The sequence below is a fragment of the Oceanobacter kriegii DSM 6294 genome, from assembly GCF_000422845.1.
GTDB classification, from domain to species: domain Bacteria; phylum Pseudomonadota; class Gammaproteobacteria; order Pseudomonadales; family Oceanobacteraceae; genus Oceanobacter; species Oceanobacter kriegii.
The window spans coordinates 175549-201706 of record NZ_KE383932.1; the positions used below are offsets into that span (position 1 = coordinate 175549).

The window sequence follows — 26158 nt, forward strand, 5'->3', positions numbered from 1 at the left end:
AGCGCTCGCAGAAGGGACTGACAAGGTCAGACCGGAGTAACTTCCAGCAAATTGATTTGACGGCTGGTGCCGTTAACGACCTTGAAGCGCCAGCTATCGATGCTGATGCTTTCATTGCATTCCGGCACCCGGCCGAAGTGGTGTACGACCACGCCGCCAATGGTGTCGAAGTCGCCGCTGTCCAGTTCCGACTGGAAGAACTCGTTAAAGTCGTCCAGAGGGGTCAGGGCTTTGACCATATAGATCTTGTCTTCCACTTCCTTGATCAGGCTTTCTTCCTCATCAAAGTCGTGTTCGTCCTCGATATCGCCGACGATTTGTTCCAGCACGTCTTCGATGGTCACCAGACCGGCAATACCGCCGAACTCATCGACAACCACCGCCAGGTGGTTCCGAGTGGCACGGAACTCGCGCAGCAGCACGTTCAGACGTTTGCTTTCCGGTACAAAGGTGGTGGGACGCAGCAGGTCGCGCAGGTTGAACTCGGCACCTTGCTCAAGCAGCAGTGGCAGCAAATCCTTGGCCAGCATCACGCCGAGCACTTCGGATTCGTCTTCATCCAGCACCGGGAAACGGCTGTGAGCCGATTCGATAACCCGTGGCAGCAAGTCCTGCAAGGATTCGTCGATCTGGATGGATACCACCTGCGAGCGCGGAACCATGATGTCCCGCACCTGCATTTCAGACACCTGTAAGGCGCCTTCCAGAATATTGAGTGTGTCGCTGTCGACGATGCTGCGTTCGGCAGCTTCGCGCACGATCATTTTGATATCCTGACGACTCTGTGGGTCGTCAGAGAACAGGTCAGTCAGCTTTTCCAGCCAACTTCGGGGCTGACCCGATCGGTCTTCGCTCATGGGGCCTCATCTAGATAAGGATCAGGATAACCAAGCTGAGCCAGGATTTGCCTTTCCAGGTCTTCCATGATTTCAGCTTCGTCGTCTTTTATATGGTCGTATCCCAGCAAATGCAAGCATCCGTGAACAACCATATGCGCCCAGTGTGCTTCTGCGGTTTTGGATTGCTCATCCGCTTCCCGTGCTACCACCTGGGTGCAAATGACCAGATCGCCCAACAACGGAATGGGCACTTCTGGTGGGGCTTCGAACGGAAAGGACAACACATTTGTCGGTTTGTCCTTGCCGCGGTATTCGTGATTCAGCTCCTGACTTTCGGCTTCGTCGCACAGACGAATGGTCAGTTCCGGTTCGTCAAAGGGGGAACGATCCGACAGTGCGGCGTTGGCCCATTGCTCAAACTGCTGCTCGGAGGGCAGGCCAGTAACGCCTTCCAGTTCCTCGGCAATTTGCAGGTCCAGAAACAATTCCATCAGGCGTCTTCCTCGCTGTCTTTATAGCGGGCACGGGCTTCGTCGGCTTTTTGTTTCTTTTCCTGTTCGACTTTTTCGTCGTGGCGGTCGTAGGCGTCAACAATGCGCTGAACCAGCGGGTGACGCACCACGTCGCGGCTATCGAAGCGAGTGATGCCAATGCCTTCGACGTTCTCCAGTACTTCCAGACCATGACGCAGGCCAGAGTAGACGCCGCGTGGCAAGTCGACCTGACTCAAGTCGCCGGTAATCACCGCACGAGAACCAAAGCCGACACGGGTCAGGAACATCTTCATCTGTTCCTTGGTGGTGTTCTGGCTTTCATCCAGAATCACAAACGAGTGGCTGAGGGTACGACCACGCATGTAGGCCAGTGGAGCAACTTCGATGATGTTGCGCTCCATCAGCTTGCCAACCTGTTCGAAGCCCAGCATTTCGTAGAGGGCGTCGTACAGGGGACGCAGGTATGGGTCGATCTTCTGGGCCAGGTCGCCGGGCAGGAAGCCGAGTTTTTCACCCGCTTCAACCGCAGGACGTACCAGCAGGATGCGTTTTACTTCGTCGCGCATCAGCGCTTCAACGGCTGTGGCAACGGCCAGGAAGGTCTTACCGGTACCGGCCGGGCCAATACCAAAATTGATGTCGTACTTGCGCACCTGCTCAATGTATTCGCGCTGATGCTTGCCGCGTACCTTGACGTAGGTTTGCGGGGTTTTGATCAGCAGGGAATCCTCGCGGGCGACTTCGTTGGCAACCGGTTCGGCGGCCTGGCTGTCGTCGGCTTCGGCAGATTCTTCGGCATCGGACTGGTTCATCACGTCTTCAGACAGCAACAGGTGAATCAGGTCGGGTGTGATCGGTGTGCCGGAACCGGTTTCGAGGTACAGGCGTTCCAGCAGCTGGCTGGCGCGCTGACCACGGTCGGCGTCGCCTTCAATGGTGAAGTGCGCGCCACGGTTGTAAATGGTGAGGTCAAAGTGGGCAGCAATCTGCTTGATGTGGCTGTCCAGGTTGCCGCACAGGTTGGAGAGCCTGTGCGCTTCTTCCGGAATCAGTTCCAGCGTGATTACTGAGTTGTCGGCTTGTGATGCGGAATCAGTCAAGCAATGCTCCTGTCGGACAAGTATGAGTGGCGTTAAAAATCAGTACGCCAGCTCAGGATTCAGAACGATGCCACGCAAACTGTTCGGGTAGGCGTCTTCGATCTTCACTTTAACGAATTTACCAATCAGGTCGTGGTCATGATAGCGGAAGTTGACCACGCGATTGTTCTCGGTACGACCTTGCAGTTCACCCGGGTCTTTCCTGGACACGCCGGTAACCAGAATGGTCTCTTCACGACCCACCATGCGGCGGCTGATTTGCTGCGCGTTCTGGGTGATGCGGGTTTGCAAAATGTGCAAACGCTCTTTTTTCACCGATTCCGGGGTGTCGTCTTCCAGATCCGATGCGGGTGTGCCAGGACGGGCGCTGTAAATAAAGCTGAACGAGGTATCGAAACCAATGCGTTCGATCAGCTTCATGGTATCGAGAAAGTCTTCCTCGGTTTCACCCGGGAAGCCAATGATGAAGTCGGAAGAAATCGAGATATCCGGACGTAAGGCCTTCAGGCGTTCGATCTTGTCGATGTACATATCGATTTCGTGGCCGCGCTTCATCGCTGCCAGAATGCGGTTGGAGCCGGATTGCACAGGCAGGTGAATGTGCGATACCAGTTCCGGCACTTCGGCGTATACGTCGATCAGGCTGTCACTGAACTCAACCGGGTGAGAGGTGGTGAAACGAATGCGGTCGATGCCTTCAATGTCCGCTACCTGAGTGATCAGTTCGGCCAGATCGGCTTCTTCATCACCGTCGACGTCGCCACGGTAGGCGTTAACGTTTTGGCCCAGCAGGTTGACCTCGCGAACCCCCTGGGCGGCGATGGCTTCCACTTCTTTCAGTACGTCGGCCATCGGGCGGCTGACTTCTTCTCCACGGGTGTAAGGCACCACGCAGAAGGTACAGTACTTGGAGCAGCCTTCCATGATGGAAACAAACGCCGTGCTGCCTTCCACTTTCGGGGCTGGCAGGTGGTCGAACTTTTCGATTTCCGGGAAGGTCACGTCAACGATCTGAATGGCGTTGGCGGCCTTGTCGACCATGGTTGGCAAACGGTGCAGGGTTTGCGGGCCAAATACCATGTCAACGTGCGGTGCACGTTTGATGATGGCATCGCCTTCCTGGGAGGCGACGCAGCCACCGACACCGATTTTCAGGTTCGGGTTGGTGTCTTTCAGTTTCTTCCAGCGGCCCAGCTCGTGGAACACTTTCTCTTGTGCTTTTTCACGGATGGAGCAGGTATTCAGCAGGATTACGTCCGCTTCTTCGGGATTGTCGGTGAGCTGCATCTCATGGCTGGATTCCAGCATATCCGCCATACGAGATGAATCGTATTCATTCATCTGACAACCGTGGGTCTTGATAAACAGCTTCTTCGGTTGGGTAGGTGTGGCAGTGGTCATGGAGGTTAGCGTCTCCGGCATCGCGAAAATAAAAGGGGCGGCATTATACTGTGCGCATAGCGTACAGTCGATGGCGGCGTTGAATTGCACTGTTGCGGCTGTTTTATCAACCACTGGATTATTGTTCTATCGCTGTATGCGTCACCGTGCAGCGCCTTCGCCAGAGCCCCTGAAGTCCCAGCTGCCGGGAACCCGCCGCCGTTTTCCGCGCTCTAATTGGCTGTATTGGTATGCTTGTCACTCACAGCACGTACTGCTATGTTCAGTTGAAAGCCGGTCATTTGAGGAGGAAAAGCAGTAACCGTTACAGGTATCGCATTATCCACCCACTCAGGGAGTAGCCTCATGAGCGCAGAAATGATGCCATTGTTCTGGCGTATTGCCGGACAAGAAAGCGATAACAACGGCCTGGAAGCCGTTAGTCTGTTAATGCCAGCCAACGCTGGTGAATCCCCCGCTGAATTTCCAACGGAAGTTCGGTTCAAATCCGATCGCGAATTAAAAGCCCCTGTCGACCTGCGTTGGTCCGATGAAGATTCTGACCTGTTTATGAATCTGTTGGACAGGGTCGTCGAAGTGGATCAGAGCGAAGACATTACCCTGGATATCAATGACGGCGTGGTGCAAGGCATTGTGCAGTTGGTTGCACTGGCGCGCTTCAAGGCACCCAAGCGTTTTGAGGATTATCTGGGAGCTGATCTGAATATTTATCGGGAGGAAACAGAAATTGGTGATCTGGTATCGCTACACACGCAGTACGGCTTTATTCTGGCAATTGTGATTGCCATGGATTCGATCGATGCCACTTGCGTGCTGCTGGAGCCTCTGGTGAACGAGATGGGCCACACGGTCTGTGCTGAAAATACCCTGTGCGCGGTTGAGCGCGTTTCCCTTCTACCTGGACACTTCGCCGACTCCGATCTGGGGCAGGACGAAGTTCGCCACTAACCCTGGCTAGCCGCGGTTCTGGCAAGCAGCAAGATTACTTGCTGTTTGCCAGGCGGTTACGCTTCTGTTTCAGAACAACCTGAGTCAACGCATTGAAAAAATTGGTCTGACGATTGGCTGCAACGGCGGCTTTCGGGCTTTTGGCTGCTTTGGCTTGTTGTGGCTGAACATTGGTCTTAGCGACTGGTTCTTGAGTAGAGAGCATGGTGTTTTCCTCTGTTTCTGGTGAAAGAACGTTCATTCCTGCGGTCCTCGGTAAGTGCGCCCTAGCGCTTGATTGCATCCCAGCAAAGGCCTATTACGTCGTCGACCGAGCAGGAGCCACATGGAAACTTGTTTGGAAATTGCTGTTGCTTCTTGGCCATCAGCGACAAGGTTCCGTAAGTAACTGTGTTCAATAACGGGTTGGGAAGTTCCTTGAAAATTCCCTGTTGTTTTCCCTCATCAAGCAATTTGCCAATCAGGTTTTGCAATTCGCTTAATGACGCCTCCTTGTGTTCCTGTGGAATCGAAGGCGTTGCCAGCAGTTGGTCCATCAGGCCGCGCTGGCAGGGGTTGTTCAGAATGAAGCAGTAGTAGTTGCCCCATATCTTCTCGAATCTGACCCGTAGTGGAGCGGACTCGTCGTACCCCTCAGCACATGCCTTGGTGAGGGTTTCAATCAGATCATCAAATAACGCCGCTACCAGATCTTGCTTGGTTTCGAAGTAACGGTAGATGGTTCCGGCTCCACATTTGGCCCGCGCCGAAATTTTCGACATGGGACAGGCCTGGAGGCCGTACTCGTTAATCATCTCTGCTGTTGCTTCGAGAATTTGTTGGCGTTTATCGATCATCTTATTGTTAGGTCTGTGACTGAATGTTCATTCTCCCAGTCAGAGACTTGGTTATCAATGGGACATTAATACGCTTTTATAGTCAGATTGTTCCGAATAAATGTCATATTGACGATATTCTTACGAAAATGGCTATTTGTGGTCTATATGTGATCTTTTGATGGTGTTGATAGTTAGTGGGATGCTTTCTGAAAGCTTTTCACTATGACAAGTAGAGCGGCGTTTCGTTATGTCCTGGTGGAATGATACAGGACTCAATTTTTCAGATTGTTAACTTTTAGTCGTAGACAGGGAATGAATATTCAGTACAACTCTCCGTAACGTCAGTGATCCGTGCTGGGCAGGAGGTTCGGTCTTGGATGGTCGGCGGGTGATTGGGAGCTGTATGGACAGGATGAGAGAGATTGGGTGATCGGGTTGAGCGAAAAGCGAGGGCAATGGAAAAGTGAGGAGGGAAAAACCAGTGCAGACCTGACTGGGTTTCAGGCAATAAAACCAGCGGCACCTGCTCGACAAAGAGCAAGTGCCACAGTGGTCAGGATTAAACGTTGAAGCGGAAGTGGATCACGTCGCCATCTTTAACGATGTATTCCTTGCCTTCCAGACGCCATTTACCAGCTTCTTTGGCACCGGATTCACCCTTGTAGCTGATGAAGTCGTCATAGCCCACCACTTCGGCACGAATGAAGCCGCGCTCGAAATCGGTGTGAATAGCGGCAGCTGCGCGAGGAGCGGTTGCGCCAATCTTGGTGGTCCAGGCACGCACTTCCTTTACGCCAGCGGTGAAGTAGGTTTGCAGCCCTAGCAGGGTGTAACCGGCGCGGATAACACGATCCAGGCCTGGCTCTTCCATACCCAGCTCTTCCAGGAATTCCATTTTCTCGTCGTCTTCCAGCTCGGCAACTTCGGCTTCGATCTTGTTGCACACAACCACAACCACAGCGCCTTCGGATTCAGCAATCTCGCGTACCACATCCAGGTGTGGGTTGTTCTCGAAGCCGTCTTCCGCCACGTTGGCAATGTACATGGTTGGCTTGGTGGTCAGCAGATGGAAGGTGCGAGCCAGTTTTTGCTCGTCATCGTTCATGTCCAGCATGCGCGCGGTTTTACCGTCCTCGAAGTGAGGAATCAGTTTTTCCAGCAGGGCTTTCTGGGCAATGGCGGTTTTGTCGCCACCTTTGGCGGTACGGGTTACACGTTGCAGCTGCTTTTCGCAGGATTCCATGTCGGCCAGTACCAGCTCGGTGTTGATGATGTCGATGTCATCGGCTGGAGATACGCGGTTGGCCACGTGGATAACGTTCGGGTCTTCGAAGCAGCGTACAACGTGGGCAATGGCGTCGGTTTCACGAATGTTGGCCAAGAACTGGTTGCCCAGACCTTCGCCGCGGGAGGCGCCTTCAACCAGACCGGCGATATCAACAAACTCCATGGTGGTTGGCACCACTTTTTCCGGTTTGACGATTTCGGCCAGCTCGTTCAGACGGCTGTCTGGCATGGATACCATGCCGGAGTTTGGTTCGATGGTACAGAATGGGAAGTTCTCTGCGTCGATGCCCGCTTTGGTCAGTGCGTTGAACAGAGTGGATTTACCGACGTTGGGCAGACCAACGATGCCGCATTTAAAGCCCATGAGAGAGTCCTGTATCAGATCAGAAAATGGAAAGCGGGTATTTTACCCTTTAAATGTATGAAGTCGATTCATGGCTTTTGCCATGTCGCCGGCGAGAGCAAATGGAATCACCCGGCAGGCTTCGTCGATGGCCGCTGTGATTGCTTGTTGCTCGGCAATTGGCGCACGTCCAAGCACATGACCGGTAACCCGGGACTTGTCGCCAGGGTGACCAATGCCGATGCGCAGACGATGAAAATCCTTGTTGTTGCCAAGCTGGGCAATGATGTCCCGCAGGCCATTTTGGCCGCCGTGGCCGCCACCTTTCTTGAAGCGGGCGACGCCTGGTGGCATATCCAGTTCGTCGTGTGCGACGAGGATGTTTTCCGGTTTCAGCTTGAAAAAGTTAGCCAGTGCTGCAACCGATTGGCCGCTTTTGTTCATGAAGGTGGATGGCTTCAGTAGCCAGACTTCATGCCCGTCGATTCGGCCTTTACCGGCCAAGCCGTGATATTTTTTGTCGGCACTCAGGCGAATGCCATGAATGCGTGCCAGTTCGTCAATCAGCCAGAAACCGGCATTGTGGCGAGTGTTTTCGTACTCGGAGCCAGGGTTGCCGAGTCCCACAATGAGTTGGATATGCTGAGTCATGCAGACCTCTTTGCGTTGGCGATGTTGTCGTTGTGGCGTTTTGAATCCGCCTGCTACCGAACCCTGTTCAGGAGGTGATCGGAGTGGGGCGTCTATTTATAAGTGAAGGCGCTGACTGTAAGTGAAGGTGCTGAAAGCAAAGCTACTAAGAAGCAGAAACACTAAAGCAGCAGAGCCACTAAAAAAAAAGCGGAGTAACCGCATCTGGCACGCCAGATGAAGCCACTCCGCTTTCCGATGCTTTCAGCAAGCGGGCGAAATTATTCGCCAGCTTCTTCTTCAGCTTCTTCTTCGCTACCGCCTTTCTGAGCCAGAACGGAAACAACAGCAGTGTCGTGTTCTGCGCCGTGAGACAGAGCCAGGGACTCAACGCCTTCTGGCAGTTTCAGGTCAGTCAGGTGGATAACGGTGCCAACTTCAACGGCAGCCAGATCAACTTCGATGAATTCTGGCAGGTTTTCAGCAGTGGTCACGATGTCCAGGCTGGTCAGCTGGTGAGCGATTTTACCGCCGCCAACTTTAACGCCTACGCAGCTTTCTTCGTTGATGAAGTGCAGAGGAACGGTAGCCTTGATCTTGGAATCAGCAGTTACACGCAGGAAGTCGGCGTGCCATACCATGTCTTTGGCTGGGTGACGCTGCAGATCTTTCAGGATTGCAGTTTCAGTTTTGCCTTCGATGTCCAGAGTGATAACGCTGCTGTAGAACGCTTCGTTTTCCAGCAGTTTTTTCAGTTCGTTAGCCTTCAGAGTGATGGCTACTGGCGCAGCTTCGCCACCGTAAACGATAGCTGGAACGCCGTTGTTGTGACGCAGGCGGCGGCTCGCACCCTTACCCTGATCTTCACGAACAACTGCAGATACTGTGAAATCTGACATTATAAATACCTCATTATTGATAGAAAAAACCGCCGGGGCTTGCGACCAGCCCGGGCGGCTTGTGCTGCCTGTTGTTCAAGCAGCGTCAGTGCCTGTTGTTAATCCGGAGATTAACGGAACATGGCGCTGATGGATTCTTCGTTGTTAACGCGGCGTACGGCTTCAGCCAACAGACCGGCAATGGTCAGCTGACGGATGGTGCCGGTAGCGCGAGCAGCTTCGGACAGAGGAATGGTGTCGGTAACAACCAGCTCGTCCAGCTCAGTATTGCTCAGGCGTTCAACAGCGGGGCCGGATAGTACAGGATGTGTACAGTAGGCGACAACTTTTTCTGCACCGAATTCTTTCAGTGCCTTGGCTGCGTGGCACAGGGTGCCAGCGGTATCGACCATGTCGTCAACCAGTACACAAGTACGACCTTTTACGTCACCGATGATGTTCATAACTTCAGCAACGTTGGCTTTAGGACGACGCTTGTCGATGATCGCCAGATCCACACCCATCTGTTTGGCAATAGCACGAGCACGTACTACACCGCCGATGTCCGGGGATACCACAATCAGATTTTCGTAGTTTTGACGCTCGAGGTCGTCCAGCAGAACCGGGGAGCCGTATACGTTATCAACCGGGATGTCGAAGAAGCCCTGGATCTGGTCAGCGTGCAGGTCAACGGTCAGCAGACGGTCGATACCAGCACCAGCCATCATGTCAGCAACAGCGCGTGCAGAAATAGGCACACGGGCAGAACGAGGACGACGGTCCTGACGGGCGTAACCGAAGTAAGGAACCACGGCGGTGATACGGCCAGCAGATGCGCGACGCAGGCCGTCAGCCATCAGGATCAGTTCCATCAGGTTGTCGTTGGTCGGAGCGCAGGTTGGCTGGATGATGAAAACGTCTTTACCACGAACGTTTTCGTCGATCTCGATGGTGATTTCACCATCGCTGAATTTGCCTACTTGGGCGTTACCCAGGGGAATGTCCAGACGTTCAGCCAGCAGACGGGCCAGTTCCGGGTTAGCATTACCGGTAAATACCATCAATTTAGACACGAAAGTCCCCTTTGATACGGTTAGTCAGCGATGGGAAGAAAAGAGTTGGCTGAGGTGGCAGGACTCGAACCTGCGAATGACGGGATCAAAACCCGTTGCCTTACCACTTGGCGACACCCCAACATCAAGATGCACTGAATAATAGCGTATGGGCGGGAGATTGGTTAACTCCACGAGCCACAAAGGCGCGATATTCGGTGTTAATTTGCTCGAAAGCCGAGAAAGCTTCAGATTCGGTGTCGAAGCTGGCGAACACACAAGCTCCGGTTCCGGTCATCTGGGCAGGGGCGAATTTGGCGAGGGTTTTCAAAGCGTTATCTACATCGGGGTAGAGCTTCTGAACCACGGCCTGACAGTCATTTCTGCCGCCCTGCTCAAGCGCGATGCGAATACTAATTGCGGGTGTGTTCCTTGTCAAATCCTTATGCTGAAAAATTTCAGCGGTATTGGCATGAACATTCGGATGGATCACCACAAACCAGCGTTCGGCCAGTTCCGGTACCGGAGTCAGCTGCTCCCCCACGCCTTCCGCAAAGGCGGCATAGCCGTGTACAAACACAGGGACATCGGCACCCAGTGCCAGGCCAATATCCGCCAGTTCATCCAGATTCAGACCAACCTGCCAGAGGCTGTTCAAAGCCAGCAGGGTGGTGGCTGCGTCTGAACTGCCGCCACCAAGACCACCGCCCATCGGCAGGATTTTGGTCAGCTCAATATCTACACCGCCCAAGGTTTGCCCTAACGTGCGCTGCGCTTGCTGGATACAACGGGCGGCCTTGACGATCAGATTGTCTTCGCTGGCAACGCCGTCAATGGCTGGTGTCAGGTTGATCTGGTCGTCGCTGCGGGCGCTGAACGTCAGCTGGTCGCCGTAATCGAGAAACTGAAACAGTGTCTGTAGCTCGTGGTAACCGTTAGCCCGGCGTCCGGTGATGTGCAGCATCAGGTTGAGCTTGGCCGGTGCCGGCAGGGTCAGGGAAGTCACAGCAGTTGTCTCAGTCATACAGGGTCCAGTCATTGATCGCTACGGTCAGCTGGTAATCATACCCTTTCAGCTTAATCAGTCCTGGCAGCCAGCTGCCCTGATATTGCTGATAGCGTTTGAAGGTGATGCTCCAGCCGTCCTGTTGCAGTGACGCCAGCATGCCGTATTCGTCGTATTCGGCCTGGGACTCAGAGCTGGGGGACGGTTGGCCCTTGATCCAGTAACGAATGCCCTGAACCGGTATGTACCAGCCCATTTGCTCAGCCATTAATTGTTCGGCGGAGGCGGCGGTTAATGGCTCTTGTTGATCCGGCAGGGTCAACGAGGCCTGGTTTTGGTCGCCGTAGAGTCGGCTGGAGCCTTGACCCAGAGGGCCGGTAATAAACAGGTCGTATTGCTGGTGATCCTGTTCCCAGCGCAGGTAGCCGGTTACGGAGTCGTCCGGGCTGCGCACGGAAATCTTGCCGCGCACTTCAAAGTGCTGGATGCGATCCAGCTGGCTTTGTTGTTCGGTACTGGAGGAGGGCAGCAGACTGCAGCTGGCCAACAGTGCACTCAGCAGCACTGTCAGCAAGGGCGTAACAAAGGTCTTCATCAGAGTTGGTCTTTCTTCAATCCATGGCGCTTGAGGGTGTCGTCGAGAATCTGGCTGCTGGGGTTTTCTTTATAACCTTGCAGCCATACCTGATTGGCGGCACCGGTTTTACCCAGCATCCACAGGGCCTCGCCGTAATGAGCGGCAATTTCGTCATCCAGTAACAGCTGATGTGCGCGGCCAAGCAACACCGCAGCGGACTCATAGTCACCCAGCTTGAAGTAAGCCCAGCCCAGACTGTCGATGATGGGGGCGCTTTCCGGGTTCAGGCTGGCGGCTTTTTGCAGCATCGGCAGTGCTTCTTCCGCCCGGTCCAGACGGTCGACCAGTGTGTAACCCAGGGCATTCAATGCTTCGGAATTCTCTGGCTCAAGCTCAATCACACGGCGCAAGTCGGCTTCCATCTGTTCAAGGTTTTGAAGCTTTTCCCAAACCAGTGCGCGGGAGAACAGCAGTGAGGCGTTGTCCGGAGCCTTGTCGAGCAGCAGATTAAAGCGCTCCAGAGCGCCGTCGTACTGGCGATAGTCCAGCAGCAGATTGGCTTCAAGGGCCATCAACTCATCAGCACGGGCAGCGTTCAACTTGCGCAGTTTCTTCAGGTAGATGATGCCGCTGTCGAGGCCATTGGTCTGGATAATAATGTTGGCTGCATTCAGCTGTGCCGGAATGAATTCGCGTCCCTTGGTGATCTGGACAAAGTATTCCAGTGCCTGCTGGGGATTGCCGGTTTGTTCTTCCAGCCGACCAAGGTAAAACAGCGCCTGATTGCGGTGGCTGTTGCCGTCCAGCAGCAGTCGCAGGTGGTTGCGGGCAGCATCAATGCGTTGGGTGTCGAACTCCAGTAAGCCCAGTGATAACAGCAGGGTCTGGTCTTCCGGATATTGCTGATGCAGCTCGGCAAAGGCGCGGTAGGCGTGGTCTGAAAATTTGGGTCCCATATTCAGCAACAGACGGGCACGCATGACTTGCAGGCCCTTATGACCAGGGTGCTGTTCCAGCGTATGGTTGATCCAGTCGAGGGCTTCCGCCGTGCGGTTGGATTCTGCCAGCATGCGGGCCTTGAACACGGCGGCGCTGATTTGTTGTGGATCAATGCTCAGTGCCTGATCAAATTGCTGCTCGGCGATGCCATCCAGTCCCAGGCTTTGGTTCAGAATCGCCAGCGCGGTCCAGAGGGACGGATTGTCAGGATCTTGCTGGCTGCGTTCCATCAACAGCGACTGCAATTCGTAGCGGCTGTCTTCAGAACTGTTGGCGGCTGCCGTTGCCAGCAGTTCATAGTGATCATTGCCGGTCAGCTCATGGATGCGATTCAGATGCGTCAGGGCGTTGGTAAAATCCTGCTTGGCCAGATACAGCTGAGCCAGATGCCAGTGGGCCTGTTCGTTGTCAGGCTCGGCCTGGGTCCACAGCTGGGCAGCCTTGAGCGCCGCGTTGGTGTCCCCTGTGTATTGGGCAATTTGCATGGCGCGCATGGCAATGGTGCCGGAACCGGCGCTGGCGGCCACTTCCATGTACTTCTGACGGGCCAGATTAAAGTCTTCCCGCTGGCCGGCAAACTCGGCGATCAGCAGGGCGTTCAATTCGTCTTCGGTGAATTGCCCGGCAACCGCCTTGGGCTGGCTGTTGGCGGTATCTGCGTCTGTTGTATCGTTTGTCGTGTCGATGGCGGAGTTGGCTGATGCAGTTTCAACCGTGGACTGGCCATTGGACACGACTGAAGAAGCGTCGGCGGTTTGAACCTGCTGACTGCTACAGGCCGACAGCGCCATGCCCAGCATCAAGGTGGTGATGCCTGCAAATGTGGTGGATAAGCTTGAATTGAACACTCTGTTTATACCGGCTCGTTATGGCTTGAAGGCTCTATGAGTACTGAAGTGGCCATAAAGTTTTGCGTACATTTAGGGTTAGATGCCACACTAAGTCAAAGTTTTAGGCAGCAAAACAGACGCCGGATGTTTATAATCCGCGCTTTTCTGAACAAGGGTAACGCACGGCGAAATGGCTATTTGGGCTCTCGGGATCAATCACAAAACCGCATCGGTCTCTGTGCGTGAGCGTGTGGCATTCGATCCGGCAACCATGCCCAAGGCATTGGCAGAGCTGTGTAGCCCTGACAGTGCTGACGAAGCCGTTATCCTTTCTACCTGTAACCGTACCGAAATTTACGGTTCATCCAACCAGTTCGACTGGGTCAAAATTCGTGACTGGCTGGCCGAACATCATCAGGTTAGCCGAGAAGCCCTCGACGAAGCCCTTTACTGCCTCGAAAACGACGATGCCGTGCATCACACCATGCGCGTAGCCAGTGGTCTCGACTCGCTGGTATTGGGCGAGCCGCAAATCCTTGGGCAAATGAAATCCGCTTATGCGGTGGCTCAGGAAGCGGGCACTGTCGGGTCTGAACTGGGGCGTTTGTTCCGTCAGACCTTCTCGATTGCCAAGCGAGTACGCACGGACACGGCGATTGGTGAAAACCCCGTGTCAGTGGCGTTTGCTGCGGTGAAAATGGCCCAGCATATTTTTGCCGACCTGAATCGCAGCACTGCCTTGCTGATTGGTGCCGGTGAAACTATTGAACTGGTGGCTCGCCATCTCAAGCAGGCGGGCATCAAGCGCATTATTGTGGCCAACCGGACGCTGGCTCGTGCCCAGCATCTGGCGGAAGAGTTTCACGCCGAAGCGATTCTGCTGGAAGACATTCCAGAGCATCTGGCCGCTGCCGATGTGGTGATTTCATCCACCGCCAGTCCATTGCCTGTGTTGGGCAAGGGTACGGTTGAAAAAGCCCTCAAGAAGCGTCGTCACAAGCCCATGTTTATGGTCGATATTGCCGTGCCTCGTGACATCGAGGAAGAAGTGGCGGAGCTGGGCGATGTGTATTTGTACACGGTGGATGATTTGCGCAGTATCATCGAAGAGAACGTCAAATCCCGTGAGGACGCCGCCCGTCAGGCCGAAGAGCTGATTGAAGCCGGGGTTGAGCACTTTATGCGCGAGCTGAAAGTGCTGAATGCGGTGACCACGGTGACCGAACTGCGTAGCCACGTAGACCAGTTGCGTGAAGAGCAATTGATCAAGGCTGTCAAACAACTGCAAAACGGCGCCGACGCAGAAAAAGTTCTGCGCCAGTTTGCTCATACCTTCAGCAACAAATTGCTGCACGGCCCTACGGTGGCGCTGCGAAAAGCCGCTGCCGATGGCCGTATGGATATTTTTGATAACACCCGCGAGTTGTTCCAGTTGCCCGACAACCATTTCAGCCGCGACACAGATGACTAGTGCATGAAAGAATCCCTGCTTCTCAAACTCGAAACCCTGACCGAACGTTACGAGGAGGTTGGCCACTTGTTGTCCGACCCGGACGTGATTTCCGATCAGGACAAGTTCCGCAACCTGTCGAAGGAGTACGCGGAGCTGGAGAGTATTGCCAAAACCTTTGGTGACTATCAGCAGGCACAGTCCGATCTGGAAGAAGCCAATGTACTGGCTTCCGACAGTGACCCGGACATGCGCGCCATGGGGGAAGAGGAGCAGCAGGTTGCCAAGGACGCACTGGAGCAGCTGTCTGGTGAATTGGAAGTGTTGCTGCTGCCAAAAGACCCGGACGACGGTCGCAACGTCATTCTGGAAGTGCGGGCAGGTACGGGCGGTGATGAAGCGGCGATTTTCGCCGGTGACCTGTTCCGTATGTACAGTCGCTTTGCGGAAAACGTTGGCTGGCGCTGTGAAATGATGAGTGCCTCTGAGGGCGAACACGGCGGTTTCAAGGAAGTCATCGCTCGCATCAGTGGCACCGATGTGTATTCGCGTCTGAAGTTTGAATCCGGCGCTCACCGGGTTCAGCGAGTACCGGAAACCGAGAGCCAGGGTCGTATTCACACGTCTGCCTGTACTGTGGCGGTGATGCCGGAAGTCGACAGCGAAGAAGACATCGACATCAACAAGAACGACCTGCGTATTGATACCTTCCGTGCCTCCGGTGCCGGTGGTCAGCACGTGAACAAAACCGACTCTGCCATTCGAATCACTCACTTGCCAACCGGCATGGTGGTGGAGTGTCAGGAAGAGCGTTCCCAGCACAAGAACCGCGCCAAGGCCATGGCCTTGCTGGCCACGCGCCTGAAAGATGCTCAGGTACAGGCCGCGCAAGCCGAACAGGCTGCGACCCGTAAAAGTCTGGTGGGCTCTGGCGACCGCTCTGAGCGTATTCGTACCTACAACTACCCGCAAGGCCGGGTGACGGATCACCGTATTAACCTGACCTTGTACAAGCTCGACGAAATCGTGCAGGGCGACCTCAATCCGGTACTGGGGCCATTGCTGCAAGAGCATCAGGCCAACCTGCTGGCGGAAATGGCCGGTGGCAACTGATTCCAATGCCATCACAGTGGCGGACTGGCTAAAACAGTCCGCGCTGGCAATTCATCAAACCGGTTCAGGCTCCGCCAAAATCGATGCCCAGCTGCTGCTCTGCCATGTGTTAGGCAAAAACCGCACCTGGCTGTTCACCTGGTCTGACACGGAACTGGACGCTGCCGAGCAGCAGCAAGCTGCGACGCTGTTGCAACGGCGCCTTGATGGCGAACCAATTGCCTACATTCTTGGCTACCGCGAATTCTGGTCACTGACACTGGCCACCGAACCTTCCACCCTGATTCCCCGTGCCGATACCGAAACCCTGGTCGAATGGGCGCTCGAACTGCCGTTAGGGCCAAAGGCCGAGGTGCTGGATTTGGGCACAGGCACCGGTGCGATTGCGCTGGCACTGGCTTCGGAAAATCCGGGCTGGAACGTTCAGGGTGTGGATTTGCAGGCGGGGGCTGTGGCGTTGGCGAGTCGCAATGCCCGCGATAATCACTTGAGTCACGTAACCTTCTGCCAGAGCAGTTGGTTCGAACAGGTGTCCGGTCAATTCGACCTGATCGTCAGCAACCCGCCGTACATTGATCCTGAAGATCATCATCTGGATGAGGGCGATGTGCGCTTTGAGCCTCGCTCAGCATTGATTGCCGATGAGCAGGGACTGGCGGATTTGCGCCATATTGTCGATCAGTCGCGCCTGTACCTTCACGGTGACGGCTGGCTGTTGGTCGAGCACGGCTATGACCAGCAGGCGGCCGTGACGGAGCTGTTTCGTCAGGCCGGCTATCTGGATGTGTCCACCCGTGAGGACCTGGGCGGTAACCCGAGAATCACCGGTGGCCGTTGGCCAGCCCAACAACTTGCCTGACACCTCAATTCCCTCGCAGGAGCGACTGATGATTCCCATGACTGACGACGAACTGATGCGCTACAGCCGCCAGTTGCTGCTGCCAGAACTGGACGTGGATGGCCAAATGGCGCTCAAACAAGCGCGGGTTCTGATTGTGGGCCTGGGTGGTTTGGGTTGTCCGGTGTCGCTGTATTTGGCAGCCGCTGGGGTTGGCCAGTTGACCCTGGTGGACCCGGACATCGTTGAGCTGTCGAACCTGCAACGGCAGATTGCTCACACCGATGCCGATTTGGGCGACACCAAAGTCGCTTCTGCCAAGCGTGCGATTGCGCAGGTCAATCCTCATGTAGAGGTCATCACGCATGCCCTGGCAGCCTCAACCGATTGGCTGACAGCGCAGCTGGCGGATATTGATCTGTTGGTGGACTGCACCGACCGCGCCAGTATTCGCTATCAAATTAACGATGCCTGTCTGGCCACGTGCACCCCGTGGGTGTCGGCGGCGGCGATTGGCATGGCCGGCCAGTTGACGGTGTTTGATCCCGGCTCGGAAGACTCCCCTTGCTATCGTTGCTTGTATCCGGCCCTGAACGATACCGAAATGACCTGCGCAGAAAGCGGCGTGATTGCGCCGTTGGTCGGCGCTATGGGATCGATGCAGGCACTGGAAGCGCTTAAATGGCTGGCGGGCATTGGCCGCGAGGACAGTCTGGTTGGGCGGTTGATTTCGTTCGATGCCAAGCGTCATCGTTGGCAGGACTGGAAGCTTGCCCGTAACGGCAGTTGCAGCAGCTGTGGGGGCTGATTCTTTAAGGGTTAGTTACCGCCCTCTTAAACCAAAAAGCCGATCCTGATGATCGGCTTTTTGCTGTTTAACGCGCTGTGCCTGGTTGGGCTGAGCGTTTATTCTTCGCCAAACAGAGAGCAGTCGATGTAGTCGCAGAGGCAGTGAATGGCCAGCAAGTGCACTTCCTGAATACGTGCGGTCACGTTGGATGGCACACGAATTTCCACGTCATCGGTGGTCAGCAGCGACGCCATGTTGCCGCCGTCTTTACCAGACAAGGCAACAACGGTCATTTCACGCTCGTGAGCGGCCTGAATCGCCTGCACAACGTTGGCGGAATTACCGCTGGTGGAAATCGCCAGCAGCACGTCGCCTTTATTACCCAGCGCACGAATCTGCTTGGAAAATACGTCGTTGTAGCTGTAGTCGTTGGCGATCGACGTCATGGTCGACGGGTCGGTGGTCAGGGCAAACGCAGGCAGGCCCGGGCGTTCGCGCTCAAAGCGGTTCAGCAGTTCGGATGAAAAGTGCTGGGCATCACCGGCAGAGCCACCATTGCCACAGGACAGAATTTTGCCGCCGCCGAGGATGCAATTCACCATCGCCTGACCGGCGCGTTCGATAAAAGGTGGCAGCTGTTCCGCAGCCAGGGCTTTGGTTTCAATACTGTTGCCGAAGTGGCTGATGATGCGGTCTTGCACGAGAGCGTTCTCCGAAAAATCTGGCTTGCCCGAAATTCATCCGGGGCATGTTAAAGCATCCGTGTGGCCGTTCCAATTTGAAATGCGTGTCATCCGTGTCTTAAAAGGCATTTTGCAGCCATTGCAACGCAAATGCAGGGCCTGAGCAGGCTATGACATCAAAACGGCAGTTGTCGTTCTGCCGCTGGCGGGATTGCAGCCAGTGTTCAGCAGCCAGGCGCAGCTTTTGTTGTTTGCGGGCATCAACACTGTCGGCGGCGGAGCCGAAATCCTGACGCTTGCGATAGCGAACCTCGACGAACACCAGTGATTGGGCTGCCGGGTCCCAGCCTATGATGTCCAGCTCGCCCAGACGGGTGTGGTAGTTGCGCTCCAGAATCTCAATGCCTTGCTGTTGCAGGTACTGTGCTGCTAGCTGTTCAGCACGCTGGCCCAGCGCTCGTGTTGATGAGCGGCTGGACGAACGGGTGGAAGACGGAGCGCCAGTGGTCACTGCTGGCCCAGCAGTTGCGGTTGGCCACCGCGGAAACGGGCGCACTCGGTTTGGCGGTGTACCCGACGGAAGCCATCCAGCGTCAGCTGGCCTGTCATACCGCCCACCTGATGCTGCGGGAAGGCCTGCAGCTGCGGCAGTCGTGGCAGCAGGCGGTAGGCGTCCAGTCCCAGTGCGTACAAACGCACGTAAGGGCCCTGGCCGCGTTCAGCGTTTTGTTCAACCTGCTGGTACAAGGCGCCTTTTTCCAGTACCCAGGGCAAGTCACAGAAGCTGATGCCGTTAAGGTCAACGTCGTGGCGTTTGTCGGTCTGGCCGCTATAAACATGGGAAGTGGCGTAGACTGGCAAGCTGCCTGCAAAGTTGAACGCCATGGCTGGTTTAATCAGACGAGCCTGTTGCGGCTGGGCCACCAGAAATAGCCAGTCGGCGTCCTGGCGACGACGTGGTTCAAATTCAGTACGTTGGCGCAGCAGCTGGCGCATGGTCTTGTAGCGCTGGTTGCTTTCATCAACGTTCATCAGCTGGCTGATGGCCGGGTTGTAGTCGTTCTCGTTTTTGTAGAAGCGAGTTTCGCTGATTTCGCCACCCAGTGCTTCCCAATGATCGCGGAAGGCTTCAAAGATGCGTTCTCCCCAGCTGCCCGCCGGTACCATCACCAGCGCACGACGATGGCCGTCTTGCCAGGCGCGGTCGGCAATCTGAATGGCTTCGTCTTCCGGCGCCAGACCAAACTGAAACAGGTTGGCCGGTGGCTGCGGCTGGTCGAGGCCTGCGGCTTCACTTGGGTGATCCGTTGGCACCAGGTCGCCGTAGTTCAGTGCCAGAGTTGGCAGCGACAGCACGGTACGCTGTTCCAGTGCTTGCACTTCCTGTTTGCTAACCGGACCAATGACCCACTGCGCGCCGGCCAGCAAGGCCTGGGCATACAGCTCGTCGATGCTGGCATCCTGTTGGCTGTCGATGACCACCAGATCCGGCGTTGGCTGATTGCGCTTGAGGGCATCGTAGTAACCGGCCATCAAACCGTCACGAATGGCTTCGCCGGATTTGGCCAATGGGCCAGACAGCGGCAGCAAGACCGCCACCCGCTGTGGTCGCTGGGCAGCCAGTTCATTCAGATAAGCAAGGTTGCCGGGCAGATTCTGGGCCGCCGGGTGCAGGGCATTGTCTTGCTGCCACTGTTTCAGGGCGCTGATCTGGTCTTCCAGTGTCAGGTCGGGACGACGGGCCAGCTCAGCCAGTTGCAGCCAGGTACCGAGGTCGGTTCCGGCGTTGGCTGACATCAGGTTGTCGATGTCTTCGTACGGCATCTGGGTCAGGTTTTCCCAGATGGCTTCGTGGTTGTCCATTTGATAGCGCGGTGGCAGCACTGGGGCAATGAAAACCCGGATACGAGCTGCGGCAAAATAGTTGCCTTGCAGTTGATACAGCTGGGCCTGTGCCAGACTAATGCGGGTATCCTGATCGTCACTGGCTTGGTCGCGGTAGCCTTGCAGTTGTTGCAACAGGGCGTCGGCATTGTCCAGCTGGCCGCTGCGGCGCTCGGTTTCGGTGGCAAGCAGCAGCCATTCGATTTGCTGGCTGGTGGACAGCTGACGGAAGTCCAGTTGTTGCAAATAGGCGCGGGCGTTGACAAACTCGCCGCTTTCCAGTGCCTGCCGCGTTTGCCGGAAATCGGTTTCAACGGCAGGACTGACAGATTGGCTGGTTGCTGTTGTTGATGTGGCAACCGGTGCATTGCTGGAACAACCAGCAAGGCCAAGGCTGGTTACAGCCGTTGCCAGTACAACCCATTTGAAAATCCCAGGTGCTTTTCCCAGCATGAGCTCTCATCCCGATTCTGTTTCAGCCACGCTTTTCGTGGTGGCCACTCCGATAGGTAACCTCAGCGATTTGACCGAACGAGCGCGTAAGGTTCTGGAGTCCGTTGATTTGATTGCGTGCGAGGATACCAGACATACCCAGAAATTACTCCAGCACCTGGGACTGCGTAAGCCATTGATTTCGGTACACGATCACAACGAACGGGACCGTATCGAGCAGATCAGCGAGCAGCTGTCGCAAGGCCGTAACGTCGCTCTGGTGTCGGATGCTGGCACGCCGTTGATTTCTGATCCGGGCTACCCGCTGGTGCAAGCGCTGACAGAAGCAGGCCACAAGGTCGCGCCAGTTCCGGGAGTCTCGGCCATCATTACGGCGCTGAGCGCTGCGGGGTTACCCACCGACCGATTCCTGTTTGAAGGGTTTCTGCCGCACAAGCGTTCTGGTCGCCTCGAGCGGATGCAAGCGGTCGCGCAGGAAACCGCCACGCTGGTGTTTTATGAGTCCAAACACCGCATTCTCGACAGCCTTGCTGACATGGCCGAGGTGTTTGGTACGGAGCGGCCAATGGTGGTGGCGCGTGAGCTGACCAAAACCTTCGAGAGCTTTTATCGGGGTTCGGTTAACGAAGTGATCGAACAGGTGTCAGCCAACGCCGACGACCAGAAAGGTGAGTTCGTGGTGATGGTGGCAGGTAACCCGGCACCGGTGACCGCATCGGAAGTCGATTTCGAACGCCTGTTCAAACTACTGTTGAAAGAATTACCGCCGAAAAAAGCGGCGGCAGTGCTGTCTGAACTGACGGGCCAAAGCAAAAAAGAGTTGTATCAACAGGCGCTGGACTGGAAAGACCCGGTATAACCTGACGCTGTGCTTGAACGGTGGCCGCTTTGTGATAGAGTGCGCCGCCTGAGTCGACCAGACAGTCGTCGCCTGCTTCGGCAGGGGGAGGAAAGTCCGGGCTTCATAGGGCAGGGTGCCAGGTAACACCTGGGGGGCGTGAGCCTACGACCAGTGCAGCAGAGAGTATACCGCCGATGGCCTTCGGGCACAGGTAAGGGTGAAAGGGTGCGGTAAGAGCGCACCGCACGTCTGGCAACAGTTCGTGGCACGGTAAACTCCACCCGAAGCAAGACCAAATAGGCTCCCTTAAGGTATGGCCCATACCGGGAGCGGGTAGGTCGCTTGAGCCTGCGAGCGATTGCAGGCCTAGACGAATGACTGTCCACGACAGAACCCGGCTTATCGGTCGGCTCAGATCTTTTTCTTTTTCTTCTTTTTATATCCCTCTGACTTCCCGCGTTATTGGTTTTCTTTCAGCCACTGTACGAAAAATATGGCGCTTTTCGGTGCTTTTCCATTGTTGTTTGATTTGTCATTATTGGTTGAATATTCTGCCATTAGCAGATTGTTAAGTGGTTTTTCTTAAAACCCTTGACTTTGTGTGGGAAACCACCAATCGGTTGATTTTTGCACTGTTGTTGTGCGTTAATTGCCTCGTCATGGTGCGATGTTTTACGGTTTGTGTGACAGCAACCGCTAGGCGCCCATGAATTGACCGCTTTGTAATTGGCCTGTTGATTGCAAAGCTCCCTCGCTTGACTCTTTGCGTCATCGTCTGACGTTCTGAATCAAGTGATGACACATTGGAAAAATATTAAGGAGTCCTAGGTGTTCCGCGCTGTAGTAGCTGTTTTAGCGTTAAGTTGTGGTGCTTTTGCCCAGGCCGCTGAATATATTGATCCCGTTCCCCTCGCAGAGAAAATCACCACCCCCGTCGGCAATGTGAAAGAACAAGCCGATGGCAAAGTGCGTGTACCTCTGATTACCTGGGGCGGAGACATGACCACCATTCTTGCCAATGGTATGTCGACATCCACTCAGCCGGGCAGCTTGCTGGCCGATCAAGGACTGAATTATGAGTTGGTGTTGCAGGACAGCTTCGACAAGCAGTTGGAAGAGTACATCTCGGGTAAGTCGCCTTATCTGCGTTGTACGATCGGCATGTGCAATCAAGCGATTGACTTGCTGGACAAGGACCCCAGAACCAAACCGGTGGTTATTTATCAATTGACCTGGTCCCGTGGCGGTGACTCGGTAGTGGCCACAAATGTGATGCGTTTTCGTGAGTTGAAGGGCAAAACCATTGCCATTCAGGCTTACGGACCGCACGTCGATTTTCTTGCCAACCTGCTGGACCGCGCTGGCATGGTACCGTCAGACGTCAAGCTGCGCTGGATGTCCGACCTGACCATGAGCCCGAACTCGCCACCGGAAGCCTTTCGCGACGGTGACGTAGATGCGGCCTTTACCATTATTCCGGATGCCTACGAACTGACCTCTGGTCGTCGTACTGGTAGCGGTGATAACGGATCGGTGAAAGGCGCCAAGATGATCATTTCAACCATGTTTGCCCGTCGGGTGATTGCCGACGTGTACGTGGTGCGTTCTGATTACTTCAACAGCCACCGTGGCGAAGTGCGTAACTTTGTTCGTGGCCTGATGGCCGCCGAGCAGCACTTGCACGAGCTGATGGAAAACCTTGGCCCGGACAGCAAGGAGAGCATGGCGATGCTGGCGGCAGCAGGGGACATCCTGCTGGGTGACGGCACCGACCAGACCGGTGTAGAGAACCTCTATCTGGATGCCGAGTTTGTCGATCGTGAAGGCAACCGCGAATTCCTGGGCTCTGAAACCTTTGAGCACCGCCTGCCGCTGTTGAGCGAAAAAGCCCAACGGTCGTTCAAGGCCATGGGCCTGATCAAGCAAGGTGCGCCATTGGAAGATGCCGACTGGGACTTTGAAACGCTTTGAGCCTGAATCATAAAAAACCCGCCAGCTGGCGGGTTTTTTATTGGTTTGCTTTTTAGCGGCTTGCTGGGTTACCGAGTGCTCTCAAGAGCGCGCTCGGACAAATCAAACCACCGCGTTATTTGGCGTTGCCTGCATCGGTGTTTGTTGTGTTGTCCGGGGCGCGACAGAGGTCCTCGGTGAGGGAAGGCAGGCCATTAAACAAATCCCGTATCCCTTCAGACCAGGCCAGTCGAACCTGGCGGAACATCTCGTCATCTTCCTCTACCCGAATGATTTGCGGGTCTTTTAACTGATCCTTGTGATAGCAAATCAGATCCAGTGGCATACCGACGGACAGGTTACTGCGCAGGGTCGAGTCCATTGAAATCAGGCTGCACAGCATGGCGCGGTCCAGCGGTGTGTTGTTATTCACAATGCGGTCGATGATTGGTTTACCGTACTTGCTTTCGCCAATCTGGAAATACGGGGTGTCTTCGCCGGCTTCAATAAAGTTGCCTTGCGGGTAAATGTGGAACAGACGGTGGCTCTCGCCCTTGATCTGACCACTGACCAGCATGCTACAGCTGAAATCGACGCCCTGATTCTGGCCCTGATCGCGTTTGATCACGTCGCGCATGGTTTTGCCGACCAGCTCCGCCACATCAAACATGGTGGGCACGTTGAGGCAGTGACGCTCGGCGTTGCGAATAGCGGTTTGCAACATTGTGATCACGCTCTGGGTGGTGGCCAGATTACCTGCGCTCTGAATGAAAATAACCCGTTCTCCGGGTACTTCCAGAACCGTCAGCTTACGGAAACTGGCGATGTGGTCGATGCCTGCGTTGGTGCGGGAATCGGAGGTCAACACCAGTCCTTGTTCAACCTTGATGGCAACACAGTAGGTCATAAGAGACTCTCAAAAAATCGTACCGGAAATTGGGCTTTGGCCATCACAATGCACGGCTTCAGCAGCGCCATTCTAGGCTGCATTGTGGCCGGGTCAATAAGGGACCCTCTGAATAACCCAGTGCCCGCTCTGGATGACAGGGCGAAGCTGAATCACGAAGCTGATTTGCAGGCCTGACGGGTCAAGTCAAAAATCAGCGACACAGAGTCAGCAATGCCCTGCCATCCCCGTAGGGCGCGGCCTGCAGCCCGCCAGAACGGTGTTGGCGAACTTGGAAAGGGCCAGCCATTCCGCTGCATTCGCCGCCTTGTTCTTACGACCTGCAGACACGCGCAGAGTTGTGCAGAGTTATTCAGAGGGGCCCTTGATCAGGCCGATGAATTTTATTGCGCGAAGCCATCTTTTGATCGAACTACCATGACCCTTGGCGCAGGTTTGTATAAACTTACGCAAAACTTATACAAACAGCTTAAAAGGCTGTTGGCAGAGTCAGACAGAGAGAGGCGACTTCATGGCGAGCGATTCAGCTCCTTACGGCGTATTGCTGGTGAATCTGGGTACCCCAAAAGAACCGACCCCGGCGGCTGTGCGGGAATATCTGGCAGAATTCCTGTGGGACCGACGCGTGGTGGATGCACCGCGGCCGCTGTGGTGGCTGATTCTGAACGGCATCATCCTGCGCTTTCGTCCGGGTCGGGTGGCCAAGGCCTACGCGTCGATCTGGCGCGAAGACGGTTCGCCGCTGATGCATTATTCCAAAGCCCAGCAGCGTGCGTTGCAAGCAGCCTTGAAGCAGCACACCGGTAAAGACATCCCGGTGGAGCTGGCCATGACATACGGCGAACCGTCGATGGAGCAGGCAGGTATGGCGCTTCGCAAGGCCGGTGTCGAAAACATCCTGGTGCTGCCGTTGTATCCGCAGTTTTCTGCGTCGACCACTGGCGCCGTGTACGACCGCCTGGCCAAGGCGCTCAGTCGCTGTCCTCACCTGCCGGAAACCCGCTGGGTGAACGAGTACCATGCTCATCCGCTGTACATCAAGGCGCTGGCGGATTCTGTGCGTGAGTACTGGCAGCAGCACGGCCAGGGCGACCGCTTGATGATGTCGTTCCATGGCATTCCACAGCGCTATGCGGATAACGGCGATCCATACCCGCAGCAATGCAAACAAACGGCACGGTTGCTGGCCTCTGAGCTGGGACTGGCGGATTCCCAGTGGATTTGCTCATTCCAGTCACGCTTTGGTCGGGAAGAGTGGGTTAAGCCTTACACCGATTACACCCTGGAGGAGTGGGGTGAGAAGAAAGTGGGCAGGGTCGACATCATCAGCCCGGCGTTTGCTGCCGACTGCCTGGAAACCCTTGAAGAGCTGGCGGTCGAGAACCGCGAAACCTATCTGGAAGCAGGTGGTTCGGATTACCACTACATCCCGTGCCTGAATGACCGGCAGGACCACATCGAGCTGCTGGCGCAGCTGGTGGCCAGCAATACGGTGGGCTGGGAGTAGAGTTCCGAGCATCACAAAAGAATGTCACAAAAACTTCTTTGGACATTGCAAAAGCCGCTCCATAACCTGCCCTTCGTTGTCCGGCCAGGAAGGTCGGACGCCACCGCAGGCGATGTTGTGATTTGAATGGTTTGTGGTGGTTGATCGAGCAAATCACTGTTGGATACCGGTATGAATATTTACGTTGGCAACCTGCCTTATTCTGCAACCCAAGAAGACCTGACCACTCTGTTTTCCGAATTTGGTAACGTTGAACGTGCCACCGTGGTGATGGATCGTGAAACCAATCGCTCCAAGGGCTTCGGCTTTGTTGAAATGGCGGATAACGCCGCTGCGACACAGGCGATTGAAGCCCTTAACAACACCGAGCTGAACGGTCGTGCCTTGCGCATCAACGAAGCTCGCCCTCGTGAAGAACGTCCGCGTACTCCTCGCGCCCCTCGTTAATGCTTCATCCCGCTATCGCGATTCTGTGGTAGCGGGCACTTCCCCTGTGCTTTCCGGACGTCTGACTGTACGCTGAGGTGATGGTGGCAGCGA

At 55.3% G+C, this 26158-nt stretch carries 26 protein-coding genes, 1 tRNA gene and 1 other RNA gene; 10 read left to right on the forward strand and 18 right to left on the reverse strand.

Annotated elements, in window-relative coordinates:
- Positions 1-26: 26 nt before the first annotated feature.
- Genes G516_RS0117345 through miaB form a run of 4 tightly spaced genes read right to left on the reverse strand, consistent with a single transcriptional unit; the run spans position 27 to position 3834 of the window.
- Positions 27-857, reverse strand: a complete 831-nt coding sequence (locus tag G516_RS0117345) for an HlyC/CorC family transporter (RefSeq protein ID WP_028294713.1) — start codon at positions 855-857, stop codon at positions 27-29.
- Positions 854-1330, reverse strand: coding sequence for an rRNA maturation RNase YbeY (ybeY, locus tag G516_RS0117350; protein WP_211225141.1), 477 nt, complete (start codon positions 1328-1330; stop codon positions 854-856). Before ybeY ends, G516_RS0117345 begins: the two co-directional genes overlap by 4 nt.
- Complete coding sequence (locus tag G516_RS0117355; RefSeq protein ID WP_036537246.1) at positions 1330-2433, reverse strand: PhoH family protein; 1104 nt, start codon at positions 2431-2433, stop codon at positions 1330-1332. The genes ybeY and G516_RS0117355 overlap by 1 nt, the downstream gene beginning before the upstream one ends.
- A 39-nt stretch (positions 2434-2472) precedes the next feature.
- Positions 2473-3834: a tRNA (N6-isopentenyl adenosine(37)-C2)-methylthiotransferase MiaB gene (gene miaB / locus G516_RS0117360; RefSeq protein WP_028294716.1), complete on the reverse strand. Its 1362-nt coding sequence runs from the start codon at positions 3832-3834 to the stop codon at positions 2473-2475.
- 345 nt (positions 3835-4179) lie between these two features.
- Here miaB and G516_RS0117365 point away from each other — a divergent pair, with 345 nt between their 5' ends.
- Positions 4180-4782 (forward strand): hypothetical protein, encoded by a 603-nt coding sequence (locus tag G516_RS0117365; protein WP_028294717.1) that lies wholly within the window; start codon positions 4180-4182, stop codon positions 4780-4782.
- A 34-nt stretch (positions 4783-4816) separates the two neighbouring features.
- Here G516_RS0117365 and G516_RS24795 read toward each other — a convergent pair whose 3' ends face one another.
- The 10 genes from G516_RS24795 to G516_RS0117415 all read right to left on the reverse strand — a co-directional run bounded on the left by G516_RS24795 (position 4817) and on the right by G516_RS0117415 (position 13220).
- Positions 4817-5023 (reverse strand): hypothetical protein, encoded by a 207-nt coding sequence (locus tag G516_RS24795; protein WP_028294718.1) that lies wholly within the window; start codon positions 5021-5023, stop codon positions 4817-4819.
- Between the two features lie 25 nt (positions 5024-5048).
- A complete protein-coding gene (locus tag G516_RS0117375; protein ID WP_028294719.1) occupies positions 5049-5618 on the reverse strand; it encodes a TetR/AcrR family transcriptional regulator in 570 nt (189 codons plus the stop codon).
- Positions 5619-6159: 541 nt separating this feature from the next.
- Positions 6160-7251 (reverse strand): redox-regulated ATPase YchF, encoded by a 1092-nt coding sequence (gene ychF, locus G516_RS0117380; protein ID WP_028294720.1) that lies wholly within the window; start codon positions 7249-7251, stop codon positions 6160-6162.
- 42 nt (positions 7252-7293) lie between these two features.
- Positions 7294-7881, reverse strand: a complete 588-nt coding sequence (pth, locus tag G516_RS0117385) for an aminoacyl-tRNA hydrolase (protein WP_028294721.1) — start codon at positions 7879-7881, stop codon at positions 7294-7296.
- A 260-nt stretch (positions 7882-8141) separates the two neighbouring features.
- On the reverse strand, positions 8142-8759 hold the full coding sequence (locus tag G516_RS0117390) for a 50S ribosomal protein L25/general stress protein Ctc (protein WP_028294722.1): 618 nt from the start codon (positions 8757-8759) through the stop codon (positions 8142-8144).
- A 110-nt stretch (positions 8760-8869) separates the two neighbouring features.
- Positions 8870-9811: a ribose-phosphate pyrophosphokinase gene (locus G516_RS0117395; protein ID WP_028294723.1), complete on the reverse strand. Its 942-nt coding sequence runs from the start codon at positions 9809-9811 to the stop codon at positions 8870-8872.
- A 46-nt stretch (positions 9812-9857) separates the two neighbouring features.
- Positions 9858-9932: transfer RNA gene (locus G516_RS0117400), tRNA-Gln, on the reverse strand.
- 3 nt (positions 9933-9935) lie between these two features.
- The gene (ispE, locus tag G516_RS0117405; RefSeq protein WP_036537250.1) at positions 9936-10814 is read right to left on the reverse strand and encodes a 4-(cytidine 5'-diphospho)-2-C-methyl-D-erythritol kinase; all 879 of its coding nucleotides are present in this window, start codon (positions 10812-10814) and stop codon (positions 9936-9938) included.
- Positions 10807-11391: a lipoprotein insertase outer membrane protein LolB gene (lolB, locus tag G516_RS23135; RefSeq protein ID WP_051219563.1), complete on the reverse strand. Its 585-nt coding sequence runs from the start codon at positions 11389-11391 to the stop codon at positions 10807-10809. The genes ispE and lolB overlap by 8 nt, the downstream gene beginning before the upstream one ends.
- Positions 11391-13220 carry a tetratricopeptide repeat protein gene (locus G516_RS0117415; RefSeq protein WP_028294725.1) on the reverse strand — a complete coding sequence of 610 codons (1830 nt, stop codon included), beginning with the start codon at positions 13218-13220 and terminating at the stop codon, positions 11391-11393. The genes lolB and G516_RS0117415 overlap by 1 nt, the downstream gene beginning before the upstream one ends.
- Before the next feature lie 172 nt (positions 13221-13392).
- Here G516_RS0117415 and hemA point away from each other — a divergent pair, with 172 nt between their 5' ends.
- The 4 genes from hemA to G516_RS0117435 are packed head-to-tail and all read left to right on the forward strand — an operon-like array spanning position 13393 to position 17411.
- A complete protein-coding gene (hemA, locus tag G516_RS0117420; RefSeq protein WP_028294726.1) occupies positions 13393-14673 on the forward strand; it encodes a glutamyl-tRNA reductase in 1281 nt (426 codons plus the stop codon).
- Positions 14674-14676: 3 nt separating this feature from the next.
- Entirely contained in the window at positions 14677-15765 is a 1089-nt protein-coding gene (gene prfA, locus G516_RS0117425) for a peptide chain release factor 1 (RefSeq protein ID WP_028294727.1), read from the forward strand.
- Complete coding sequence (prmC, locus tag G516_RS0117430; RefSeq protein ID WP_322786000.1) at positions 15755-16624, forward strand: peptide chain release factor N(5)-glutamine methyltransferase; 870 nt, start codon at positions 15755-15757, stop codon at positions 16622-16624. The genes prfA and prmC overlap by 11 nt, the downstream gene beginning before the upstream one ends.
- Before the next feature lie 28 nt (positions 16625-16652).
- A complete protein-coding gene (locus G516_RS0117435) occupies positions 16653-17411 on the forward strand; it encodes a HesA/MoeB/ThiF family protein (RefSeq protein ID WP_245582691.1) in 759 nt (252 codons plus the stop codon).
- Positions 17412-17509: 98 nt separating this feature from the next.
- Here the strand turns inward: G516_RS0117435 and G516_RS0117440 are convergent, their stop codons facing one another.
- The 3 genes from G516_RS0117440 to G516_RS23140 form a co-directional block, all read right to left on the reverse strand.
- Positions 17510-18094 carry a phosphoheptose isomerase gene (locus tag G516_RS0117440; RefSeq protein WP_028294730.1) on the reverse strand — a complete coding sequence of 195 codons (585 nt, stop codon included), beginning with the start codon at positions 18092-18094 and terminating at the stop codon, positions 17510-17512.
- A 100-nt stretch (positions 18095-18194) separates the two neighbouring features.
- Positions 18195-18587 carry a YraN family protein gene (locus G516_RS0117445; RefSeq protein ID WP_211225142.1) on the reverse strand — a complete coding sequence of 131 codons (393 nt, stop codon included), beginning with the start codon at positions 18585-18587 and terminating at the stop codon, positions 18195-18197.
- Positions 18584-20413, reverse strand: coding sequence for a penicillin-binding protein activator (locus G516_RS23140; protein ID WP_051219564.1), 1830 nt, complete (start codon positions 20411-20413; stop codon positions 18584-18586). Before G516_RS23140 ends, G516_RS0117445 begins: the two co-directional genes overlap by 4 nt.
- Here G516_RS23140 and rsmI point away from each other — a divergent pair.
- From rsmI to G516_RS23145, 3 genes are all read left to right on the forward strand, one after another.
- Positions 20412-21272, forward strand: coding sequence for a 16S rRNA (cytidine(1402)-2'-O)-methyltransferase (rsmI, locus tag G516_RS0117455; protein ID WP_028294732.1), 861 nt, complete (start codon positions 20412-20414; stop codon positions 21270-21272). The genes G516_RS23140 and rsmI overlap by 2 nt on opposite strands.
- 49 nt (positions 21273-21321) lie before the next feature.
- Positions 21322-21672: RNase P RNA component class A (gene rnpB, locus G516_RS24140), an RNA gene on the forward strand.
- A 524-nt stretch (positions 21673-22196) separates the two neighbouring features.
- Positions 22197-23225: an ABC transporter substrate-binding protein gene (locus tag G516_RS23145; RefSeq protein ID WP_156879091.1), complete on the forward strand. Its 1029-nt coding sequence runs from the start codon at positions 22197-22199 to the stop codon at positions 23223-23225.
- Positions 23226-23340: 115 nt separating this feature from the next.
- Here G516_RS23145 and G516_RS23150 read toward each other — a convergent pair whose 3' ends face one another.
- Positions 23341-24111 carry a proteasome-type protease gene (locus tag G516_RS23150; protein WP_084645180.1) on the reverse strand — a complete coding sequence of 257 codons (771 nt, stop codon included), beginning with the start codon at positions 24109-24111 and terminating at the stop codon, positions 23341-23343.
- 511 nt (positions 24112-24622) lie between these two features.
- Here G516_RS23150 and hemH point away from each other — a divergent pair.
- Both hemH and G516_RS0117480 read left to right on the forward strand, forming a co-directional pair.
- Positions 24623-25618, forward strand: coding sequence for a ferrochelatase (hemH, locus tag G516_RS0117475; protein ID WP_028294733.1), 996 nt, complete (start codon positions 24623-24625; stop codon positions 25616-25618).
- 171 nt (positions 25619-25789) lie between these two features.
- Positions 25790-26065: an RNA recognition motif domain-containing protein gene (locus G516_RS0117480; RefSeq protein WP_028294734.1), complete on the forward strand. Its 276-nt coding sequence runs from the start codon at positions 25790-25792 to the stop codon at positions 26063-26065.
- Positions 26066-26158 lie beyond the last annotated feature (93 nt).